We start from the raw sequence: 11031 nt of genomic DNA, 5'->3' as shown, positions 1-11031 counted from the left end.
AGCGCTGCGGGTCACCACCATCGAGGTCTAGTGGTCAGGCTCGGGTGATCATCGGCACAGTTGCGCGAGGCCCGGCCATGCCTGGCACACCCGGGCGCGCGATGACGGTACGGTGCCCGATGTGTGGTCGCTACCTTGCCGTACCGAGCCACTGACCGGCTCGGCCGCCGTCGCGTTGATCGCCATGACGTTGACCGCCTGTGGTTCGGGAGACTCCACCGTCGCGAAGACGCCGCAGGCCACGACGACCAGCGAGACCCCGTCCATCACCGCCCCGGCCCAGCCGTCCGCCGCCGCACCGCCCGGCAGCGTCGCCGCGCCGGCCGACCCGTGCGCGGTCAACCTCGCGTCGCCCGTCATCGCCAAGGCGGTCTCCGAGTTGCCGCGCGACCCGCGCAGCCAGCAACCCTGGAACCCGGAACCACTGGCCGGCAACTACAACCAGTGCGCCCAGCTGTCCGCGGTGATCATCAAGGCCAACACCAACGCCGTGAACCCGACGACCCGCGCGGTGCTGTTCCATCTCGGGCAGTTCATCCCGCAAGGGGTGCCCGACACCTACGGGTTCAACGGCGTCGACCCGGCGCAGACCACCGGCGACACGGTGGCGCTGACCTACCCGAGCGGCATCAACGGGTTGACCACCGACGTCCGGTTCCACTGGAACGGCAATTTCGTCGAGCTGATCGGCAACGCCCCGGGACGCTAGCCGGAGCCGCCTTTGCGTCGGTCCCCTCCCCTACAGTTGCTGCTGTGTTCGTCACCGGCGACTGCATCGTCTACAGCGCGTCGGATCTCGCCGCCGCCGCGCGGTGCGAGTACGCCCTGCTGCGGGATTTCGACGCGAAGCTCGGCCGGGGGTCCGCCGCCACCGCCGAGGACGACCTTCTCGCCCGCACCGCGATGCTCGGAAACGAGCACGAGCGACGCGAATTGGACCGGCTGCGTGCCCAGTACGGCGACGGGCTCGCGATCATCGGCCGCCCGGCCTACACGCCCGCCGGCCTCGCGGCGGCGGCCGAGGCGACCCGGAAGGCCATCGCCGCCGGCGCGCCCGCCGTCTACCAGGCCGCCATGTTCGACGGGCGCTTCGTCGGCTTCGCCGACTTTCTGGTGCGCGACGACGGGCGCTACCGGGTCGTCGACACCAAGCTGGCCCGCTCGGCCAACGTCACCGCGTTGTTGCAGCTGGCCGCCTACGCCGACGCGCTGGCCGCCTCGGGTGTCCCGGTGGCGCCCGAGGCCGAACTGCACCTGGGCGACGGCACGGCCGCGCGCTACCGCGTGCACGATCTAATTCCCGTCTACCGCTCCCAGCGCGCGCGGCTGCAGCGGCTCCTCGATGAGCACCACGCCGGCGGCGCCGCGGTGCGCTGGGACGACGAGCGCGTGGGCGCATGTTTCCGTTGCCCCCTGTGCACCGAGCAGTTGCAGGCCCACGATGACCTGTTGCTGGTGGCCGGCATGCGAGTGGCCCAGCGCGACAAGCTGATCGACGCCGGAATCGTCACGGTGGCCGAGCTGGCCCGGCACACCGGCACCGTGGGAGACCTGGCGCCGAGCGCGCTCGGCAAATTGACCGCCCAAGCGAAACTTCAAGTCCGCCAACGCGAAACCGGAACACCGCACTACGAGATCGTCGATCCGCAGCCGCTGACGCTGCTCCCCGAGCCGGATCCGGGCGACTTGTTCTTCGACTTCGAGGGCGACCCGCTGTGGACCGTCGACGGGCGGGAATGGGGGTTGGAATACCTGTTCGGCGTTTTGGAAGCGGGGCCGGCCGGCGCCTTTCGCCCGTTGTGGGCGCACGACCGGGCGGACGAACGCAAGGCCCTGACCGATTTCCTGGCGATGGTGGCCAAGCGGCGCAAGCGCCGGCCGAACATGCACATCTACCACTACGCGCCGTACGAGAAGACGGCGTTGTTGCGGCTCGCCGGCCGCTACGGCGTCGGTGAGGATCAGGTCGACGAGCTGCTGCGCAGCGGGACGCTGGTCGACCTCTACCCCTTGGTGCGCAAGAGCATTCGAGTGGGCGCGGAGTCGTTCAGCCTGAAGGCGCTCGAACCGCTCTACATGGGCGCGCAGTTGCGGGCGGGCGACGTCACCACGGCCACCGGTTCGATCACCTCCTACGCCCGCTATTGCGAACTGCGGGCGGACGGCCGCTGCGACGAGGCCGCCTCCGTGCTCAAGGAGATCGAGGACTACAACCACTACGACTGCCGCTCGACGCAGGAACTGCGCAACTGGTTGATGTTGCGCGCCTACGAATCCGGCGTCGTGCCGATCGGCGCCCAGCCCGTGCGGGACGGCAACAGCGTCGAGGACCGCGACCGGCTGGCGGTGACCCTGTCGGCGTTCACCGGCGATGCCGCGGTGGGTGAGCGCACGCCCGAACAGACGGCGGTCGCGCTCCTGGCCGCGGCGCGCGGATACCACCGGCGCGAGGATAAGCCGTTCTGGTGGGCGCACTTTGACCGACTGAACTTCCCCATCGAGGAATGGGCGGACGACACCGACGTCTTCCTCGCCGAGCACGCGTCGGTCAGCGTCGACTGGAACACACCGCCCCGCGCGCGCAAGCCGCAGCGGCGGGTGCGGCTGCGCGGCGAGCTGGCACGCGGCGAGCTGACGGCCGACGTCTTCGCGCTCTACGACCCGCCGGCCCCGCCCGGCATGGCCGACAATCCCGACCGCCGGGCGGCCGGACGCGCCACCGTGATCGAGGCCGACGATCCGGCGCTGCCCACCGAGGTGACCATCGTCGAACGGGTGGGCAACGACGGCAAGACGTTTCACCAGCTGCCGTTCGCGCTCACCCCGGGCCCGCCGATTCCGACGACCGCGCTGCGGGAGTCGATCGAGGCGACCGCCGCCGCCGTGGCGGCCGGCCTGCCTCGGCTACCCCACAGCGCCGTGCTCGACATCCTGCTGCGCCGCGCGCCCCGCACGCGAAGCGGCTCCGCCCTGCCGCGAGGCTCCGACACCGTCACCGACATCACGGCCGCGGTGCTGGACCTGGACTCGTCGTACCTGGCGGTGCACGGGCCGCCGGGGACCGGGAAGACGCACACCGCCGCGCGCGTGATCGGGCGGCTGACCACCGATCACGGCTGGCGCGTCGGCGTGGTCGCGCAATCGCACGCCACGGTGGAGAACCTGCTGGACTGCGTGATCGACGCCGGGCTGGACCCGGCGCGGGTCGCCAAGAAGCGCAACGACCACAGCGCCCCACGCTGGCAGGAAATCGACGGCAACGCCTACGGCACGTTCATCGCCGGCACCCCGGGCTGCGTAGTAGGCGGCACGGCATGGGATTTCGCCAACGCCAACCGAGTGCCGCCGGGCGCCCTGGACCTGCTGGTGATCGACGAGGCCGGCCAATTCTGTCTGGCCAACACCGTCGCCGTGGCGCCGTCGGCGGCCAATCTGCTGCTGCTCGGCGACCCCCAGCAGCTGCCGCAGGTGAGCCAGGGCACCCACCCCGACCCGGTCGACACCTCCGCGCTCGACTGGCTGGTCGAGCGTCGGCGTACCCTGCCGGACGAGCGCGGCTACTTCCTGCACTGTTCGTACCGCATGCATCCCGCGGTCTGCGCCGCGGTCTCCGCGCTGTCGTATGAAGGCAGGCTGCAATCCCACGACTGCACCGCGGCCCGGCGCCTCGCCGGATACCCGCCCGGCGTGCGCACGCTGACCGTTGCGCACCACGGCAATTCGACGGAGAGCCCGCAGGAGGCCGACGCGATCGCCGCCGAGGTCGGGCGGCTGCTCGGCGCGCCCTGGACCGACGAACACGGCACGCGACCGCTGAGTGCCTCCGACGTGTTGGTGCTGGCGCCCTACAACGCGCAGGTGGCACTCCTGCGCCAACGGTTGGCCGCTGCGGGCCTCGGCGGGGTCCGGGTCGGCACCGTGGACAAGTTCCAGGGCGGGCAGGCACCGGTGGTGTTCGTCTCGATGACCGCCTCCTCCGCGGACGTGGTGCCGCGGGGAATCTCGTTCCTGCTCAACAGGAATCGGCTCAACGTGGCCATCAGCCGGGCCCAGTACGCGGCGGTCATCGTGCGGTCGGCGTCGCTGACCGAGTACCTGCCCAGCACGCCGGCGGGCCTGGTCGACCTGGGCGCATTCCTGGCGCTGACGGAGCCGGCGTGACGACCGGCCGCTAGCCGCCCGCCGAGTGCCGACCGTAACCGGTCGGCTCGTCGTCGGCATCGCGACGGGGGCCTCGCGGCAGGCCGTTCGGCCGTTGCGGTGGCGGTGCGGGCCGGTAGGCGCGCGCCGAGAGCTCGGTGACGGGACGCAAGCGCTGCCGCCCGTCTGCGTGAGAGCCGTTGTGCGCGAACCCGATTGGTTCGCTCGGCCGAAGCGGGACCGCCCGCGGACCCCGCCGTGCGGGGGCCGGGCGCTGGCGCGGATCGGCCGGCGGCGGGGCGCCGCTTCGGCGCCCAGCCGCGGGGGTCGCCTCGGGCTCGCGCAGGAGGATGAATTCGACGTACTCGTCGTCGTCGTAGTCGTCGTCCACCACGTCGGTGGCCCCGTGCGGGTCACCGGCCACGGCCGATCGCGCGAAGCCGAGCAGGAATAGCGCGGCGATGATGCCGAGGAGCGCGATGAAGGCCGGCAGCAGCACCGATTGCGACATGGCGGACGCGAACGGGTCGCGCAGGAACTCGGGCAGCTGCAGGCTGGGCGTCTCCTCGCCCCCGGATACCGGCTGCGCCGGCATCTCGGCACCGATGCGCGACGTCATGAACGCGGCCATGCCCGCGCTGCCGAGCACCGCGCCGAGCTGGCGAACGGAGTTGTAGACGGCCGATCCCGCGCCGGCCAGGCGCGGCGGCAGATTCCGGGTGGCGGTGGCGGTCAGCGGCGACCACACGAACGCCATGCCGACGCCCGTCGCGAAGAACGGCAGCACCAGCCGCCAGATCGGCGTGGCCGGCGACATCTCGAAGGCCAGCCAGGTCAGGGCGATCGCCAGCACCGAGAAGCCGAAGCCCAGGACCGGCCGCGGATGATATTTGTCGACCATCCTGCCGACGAACGGCGCGAACACGCCGTTGGCGATCGCCATCGGCGCGATCAGCAAGGCCGAGCGGGTCGGCGACAGCCCGCACACGGCCTGCGCGTAGAACGTCAGCGGCAGCATCATCGCCGTCGCGGCGAAGGAGATGATCGCCACCCCGACGTTGCACAGCCCGAAGTCGCGGTCACGAAAGATCGCCAGGGGAATCAGCGGCTCGTCGGTGTTCATCGACTGCCAGAACACGAACACCGTCATGAACCCGATGCCGGCGACGATCATCGCCCAGATCCAGGGTTGCCAATGCGCGGCCTGGCCCTGCTGCAGCCCGAACACGATGAGGAACATCCCCGCACCCGACAGCGCCACCCCCGCCAGGTCGAACCGGTGCGACTGGGTGGGCAGCACCGGGACCAGCCAGTAGGCCAGCGCGAGCCCCAGCACGCCGATGGGGACGTTGACGAAGAAGATCCACTGCCAGCCCAGCCCGTCGACCAGCACGCCGCCGGCCAGCGGGCCGACCAGGCTGGCGACGCCGGCGGTGGCGCCCCACAGGCTCACCGCCACGCCGCGCCGCTCCGGCGGGAAGATCCGGGTGATCGTCGACAGGGTCTGCGGCGTGAGCACCCCCGCGCCCACGCCCTGCACGACCCGGGCGGCGATCAGCATGGCGGCGCTGCCCGACAGCCCGCACCACACCGAGGCGACGGTGAACACCACCAGGCCGATCAGGTACATGTTCTTGGTGCCGAATCGGTCGCCGAGCCGCCCGGCCACCAGCAGCACGACCGCATAACCCAGCAGGTAGGCGCTGGTCACCCAGATCACCGTGTCGTAGCCGATGTGCAACTTGGTCATGATCGTCGGGTTTGCGACGGCGACGATGGTCGAGTCGACCATGATCATGAAGAAGCCGATCATCATCGCCCAAAGCGCGTTCCAGGGCCGCTGGGAGTGCGGCGAATTCTGGGTGAGGAAGTTCCAGCGCTTGGTGAGGTGGGCTGGGTTGGGCGCCGCGCGCCCGGTCCCCCCGGGCGACGAAGGCGTCGCCGTGGTCATCTACCCACCTCGTTTCAGCTCCCGACGATGCCCGCTTCGACCGGCCCGGGCCGCCACAGACATCCAGCCTGCATTATTGCCGCTGGGGCACTTCGGGGCAGCCACGGATTCCATCCGGGGCGCACCGGGGAAGGTTTGATGTTCGGTCGGCGTTGCGCGGCGGGCACGTTAGCCTGGTAGGACGCCATTTGCAGGAGAGGCAAGATGCGGGCCCGACGGAAGCGGTCTTCGAACCGGATTTTTAGCATGTCGCACGCGGATCAGGCGCCTGCGCCCACCAACGGCCGGCCCAAGATGTCCTCGCGGGCATTGGCCCAGGTCATCGAGCGAAGCTCGCGGATCCAGGGCCCGGCGGCCGAGGCCTATGTCACCCGGCTGCGCAACGCGCACCCGAACAGCGGCCCGGCCGACATCCTCGCCAAGCTGCAGAAGCGCTACGTGGGCATGGTGACGGCCAGCGGCATGGCGGTGGGCGCCGCGGCGACCATCCCCGGCATCGGCACGTTGAGCGCGCTGTCGGCGGCCGCGGCGGAGACGGTGACGTTCCTGGAAGCCACGGCGTTCTTCGTGTTGGCCGTCGCGGTGGTCCACGACATCCCCGCCGACCACCGCGAACGGCGCCGCGCCCTGGTGCTGGCGGTGCTGGTCGGCGACAACAGCAAGGAGGCGGTCACCCAGCTGTTCGGCCCGGCCCGCACCAACGGCGGCTGGATCTCCGAGAGCGTGGCCGCGGTCCCGCTGTCGTCGATGTCGCGGCTGAACTCGCGGCTGCTCAAGTCGTGGGTCAAGCGGTACACGCTGCGCCGCGGCGCCCTGATGTTCGGCAAACTGCTGCCGGTGGGCATCGGCATCGTGGTCGGCGGTGTCGGCAACTACTTCGCGGGCAGGAAGATCGTCCGCAACGCCAACCGGGCCTTCGGCGCCCCACCGGTGCGCTGGCCGCGGGCGCTGCACCTGGTGCCGCCGTTCCACGAAGCCGGCTAGCGAACGGCGATCGGGTGCTACCCCCGTCTCCCTGGCGAATCGCCGGCGAAAGGTTAGCCTTTATAGGGCGGAAACGTTGAGCATCGCCAGCGGTGTGACATGCTCCACAATCCGGGTCGGAAAACGCACAGGCGCCACGCAGCAGCTGCGAAAGCGCTTGCAGGACAGAGGAATTGAGGCGAACGGCGGTCGTGAGCAACATTAGTTCACCATTCGGGCAAAACGAATGGCTGGTCGAGGAGATGTACCGCAAGTTCCGCGATGACCCCTCGTCGGTCGATCCGAGCTGGCATGAGTTCCTGGTTGACTACAACCCCGAGTCGACGGGCGAACCCGCGCCCAGCGCCGGGGACGGCCAGGCCGCCGCGAGCCCGCCGCCCGCAAAGCCCGCCCAGCCGGCCACCCAGACCGCTGCGCCCGCCCCGCCGGCGGGCGGCGACGGCAACGGCGCCTCCGCCGCGGCGCCGGCCAGACCGAAAGCCCCGACTCCCCCGCCCGCCGAAGGCGACGAGCTGCAGACGCTGCGCGGCGCCGCGGCCGCCGTCGTCAAGAACATGTCCGCCTCGCTGGACGTGCCGACCGCCACCAGCGTCCGCGCCGTTCCGGCCAAGCTGCTGATCGACAACCGGATCGTCATCAACAATCAGCTCAAGCGCACCCGCGGCGGCAAGATTTCCTTCACCCACCTGCTGGGCTACGCGCTGGTGCAGGCCATCAAGCAGTTCCCCAACATGAACCGGCACTACGCCGAGATCGACGGCAAGCCCACCGCGGTCACGCCGGCACACACCAACCTCGGGCTGGCGATCGACCTGCAGGGCAAGGACGGCAAACGCTCGCTGGTGGTGGCCGGCATCAAGAAGTGCGAGACCATGCGCTTCGCGGAATTCGTCTCCGCCTACGAGGACATCGTGCGGCGTGCCCGCGACGGCAAGCTGACCGCCGAAGACTTTGCGGGCGTGACGATTTCGCTGACCAACCCCGGCACCATCGGAACCGTGCACTCGGTGCCGCGGCTGATGAGCGGCCAGGGCGCCATCATCGGCGTCGGCGCCATGGAATACCCCGCCGAATTCCAGGGCGCCAGCGAGGAGCGCATCGCCGAGCTGGGCATCGGCAAGCTGATCACGCTGACCTCGACCTACGACCACCGCATCATCCAGGGCGCGGAGTCCGGCGACTTCCTGCGCACCATCCACGAGATGCTGCTCTCGGACGACTTCTGGGACGAGATCTTCCGCGAACTGGGCAACCCCTACCTGCCGGTGCGCTGGAGCACCGACAACCCGGACTCGATCGTCGACAAGAACGCCCGGGTGATGGAGCTGATCGCGGCCTACCGCAACCGCGGCCACCTGATGGCCGACATCGACCCGCTGCGGTTGGACGGCAGCCGGTTCCGCAGCCACCCCGACCTGGAAATCCTCAACCACGACCTGACGCTGTGGGACCTCGACCGGGTGTTCAAGGTCAACGGCTTCGCCGGTTGCGAATACAAGAAGCTGCGCGACGTGCTGGGCCTGCTGCGCGACGCCTACTGCCGCCACATCGGCGTGGAATACACCCACATCCTCGACCCAGAGCAGACGGCATGGCTGGAGGAGCGCGTCGAGACCAAGCACGTCAAACCGACCGTGGCGCAACAGAAATACATCCTGAGCAAGCTCAACGCCGCGGAGGCCTTCGAGACGTTCCTGCAAACCAAATACGTTGGGCAGAAGCGGTTCTCGCTGGAGGGCGCGGAAAGCACCATCCCGCTGATGGATGCCGCGATCGACCAGTGCGCCGAGCACGGCCTGGACGAGGTGGTCATCGGGATGCCGCACCGCGGCCGGCTCAACGTGCTGGCCAACATCGTCGGCAAACCGTACTCGCAGATCTTTTCCGAGTTCGAGGGCAACCTCAACCCATCGCAGGCCCACGGCTCCGGTGACGTCAAGTACCACCTGGGCGCCACCGGTGTGTACCTACAGATGTTCGGCGACAACGACATTGCGGTGTCGCTGACCGCCAATCCGTCGCACCTGGAAGCCGTCGACCCGGTGCTGGAGGGGCTGGTCCGGGCCAAGCAGGACCTGCTCGACAGGGGGGCGGACGACACCGACGGAAAGAGCTTCTCGGTGATGCCGATGATGCTGCACGGCGACGCCGCCTTCGCCGGCCAGGGGGTCGTCGCCGAGACGCTGAACCTGGCGAACCTGCCCGGCTACCGCGTCGGCGGCACCATCCACATCATCGTGAACAACCAGATCGGCTTCACCACCGCGCCGGAGTTCTCGCGGTCCAGCGAGTACTGCACGGACGTCGCGAAAATGATTGGCGCACCGATCTTCCACGTCAACGGCGACGACCCGGAGGCGTGCGACTGGGTGGCGCGCTTGGCCGTGGACTTCCGGCAGCGGTTCAAGAAGGACGTCGTCATCGACATGCTGTGCTACCGCCGGCGCGGGCACAACGAGGGCGACGACCCGTCGATGACCAACCCCTACATGTACGACGTCGTCGACACCAAGCGCGGCGCCCGCAAGAGCTACACCGAAGCCCTGATCGGCCGCGGCGACATCTCGCTGAAGGAGGCCGAGGACGCGCTGCGCGACTACCAGGGCCAGCTGGAGCGGGTCTTCAACGAGGTGCGCGACCTGGAGAAGCACGGCGTACAGCCCAGCGAATCCGTGGAGGCCGACCAGATGCTTCCGGCGGGCCTGGCCACCGCGGTGGACAAGGCGCTGCTGTCCCGCATCGGTGACGCGTTCCTGGCCCTGCCGGAGGGCTTCAGCGCGCACCCGCGGGTGCAGCCGGTGCTGGAAAAGCGCCGCGAGATGGCCTACGAGGGCAAGATCGACTGGGCCTTCGGCGAACTGCTGGCGCTGGGTTCGCTGGTGGCCGAAGGCAAGCTGGTTCGGTTGTCGGGCCAGGACACCCGCCGCGGCACGTTCTCCCAGCGGCATTCGGTGATCATCGACCGCCACACCGGCGAGGAGTTCACGCCGCTGCAGCTGCTGGCGACGAACGCCGACGGGACCCCCACCGGCGGCAAGTTCCTGGTCTACGACTCACCGCTGTCGGAGTACGCGGCCGTCGGCTTCGAATACGGCTACACCGTGGGCAATCCGGACGCCCTGGTGCTGTGGGAGGCGCAGTTCGGCGACTTCGTCAACGGCGCGCAGTCGATCATCGACGAGTTCATCAGCTCCGGTGAGGCCAAGTGGGGCCAGCTGTCCAACGTGGTGCTGTTGCTGCCGCACGGCCACGAAGGGCAGGGCCCCGACCACACCTCCGGCCGCATCGAACGCTTCCTGCAGCTGTGGGCGGAGGGTTCGATGACGATCGCGATGCCGTCGACGCCGTCGAACTATTTCCACCTGCTGCGCCGGCACGCCCTCGACGGTGTTCAGCGGCCGCTGATCGTGTTCACGCCGAAGTCGATGCTGCGCAACAAGGCCGCCGTCAGCGACATCAGGGACTTCACCGAGATCAAGTTCCGCTCGGTTCTCGAGGAGCCCACGTACGAGGACGGCGTCGGCGACCGCAGCAAGGTCACCCGCATCCTGCTGACCAGCGGCAAGATCTACTACGAGCTGGTGGCGCGCAAGGCCAAGGACAACCGCGACGACATCGCGATCGTGCGCATCGAGCAGCTCGCCCCGCTGCCCAAGCGCCGGCTCAACGAGACGCTGGACCGCTACCCCGGCGCCACGGAGTTCTTCTGGGTGCAGGAGGAGCCGGCCAACCAGGGCGCGTGGCCGCGGTTCGGCCTGGAGCTGCCGGAGCTGCTGCCCGACAAGCTGACCGGGCTCAAGCGCATCTCGCGGCGGGCCATGTCGGCCCCGTCGTCGGGGTCGTCGAAGGTGCATGCCGTCGAGCAGCAGGAGATCCTCGACACCGCGTTCCGCTGATCGCGTACGCGAACCACCCGCCCGTACCCCGGACCGTCGGTACCGGCTAGCCTCGACGCA

5 protein-coding genes are annotated in these 11031 nt (G+C 69.6%); 4 read left to right on the top strand and 1 reads right to left on the bottom strand.

Annotated features, from left to right (window positions below):
• Positions 1-112 precede the first annotated feature (112 nt).
• Together A5680_RS17065 and A5680_RS17060 are read left to right on the top strand one after the other, a co-directional pair.
• Complete coding sequence (locus tag A5680_RS17065) at positions 113-709, top strand: LppP/LprE family lipoprotein (protein ID WP_055403709.1); 597 nt, start codon at positions 113-115, stop codon at positions 707-709.
• Positions 710-753: 44 nt separating this feature from the next.
• Positions 754-4161 (top strand): TM0106 family RecB-like putative nuclease, encoded by a 3408-nt coding sequence (locus A5680_RS17060; RefSeq protein ID WP_067821376.1) that lies wholly within the window; start codon positions 754-756, stop codon positions 4159-4161.
• A gap of 10 nt (positions 4162-4171) precedes the next feature.
• Here the strand turns inward: A5680_RS17060 and A5680_RS17055 are convergent, their stop codons facing one another.
• The gene (locus tag A5680_RS17055; RefSeq protein ID WP_067821373.1) at positions 4172-6091 is read right to left on the bottom strand and encodes an MFS transporter; all 1920 of its coding nucleotides are present in this window, start codon (positions 6089-6091) and stop codon (positions 4172-4174) included.
• 204 nt (positions 6092-6295) lie between these two features.
• On the opposite strand from A5680_RS17055, the gene A5680_RS17050 reads away from it, so the two are divergent.
• Together A5680_RS17050 and A5680_RS17045 are read left to right on the top strand one after the other, a co-directional pair.
• Complete coding sequence (locus tag A5680_RS17050) at positions 6296-7075, top strand: hypothetical protein (RefSeq protein WP_067821370.1); 780 nt, start codon at positions 6296-6298, stop codon at positions 7073-7075.
• A gap of 191 nt (positions 7076-7266) precedes the next feature.
• Positions 7267-10971: a multifunctional oxoglutarate decarboxylase/oxoglutarate dehydrogenase thiamine pyrophosphate-binding subunit/dihydrolipoyllysine-residue succinyltransferase subunit gene (locus tag A5680_RS17045; protein WP_067821367.1), complete on the top strand. Its 3705-nt coding sequence runs from the start codon at positions 7267-7269 to the stop codon at positions 10969-10971.
• The last annotated feature ends 60 nt before the right edge of the window (positions 10972-11031 follow it).

This window comes from Mycobacterium sp. E2989 (assembly GCF_001667595.1).
GTDB lineage: Bacteria > Actinomycetota > Actinomycetes > Mycobacteriales > Mycobacteriaceae > Mycobacterium.
This window is presented reverse-complemented; position numbering and strand designations above follow the sequence as displayed.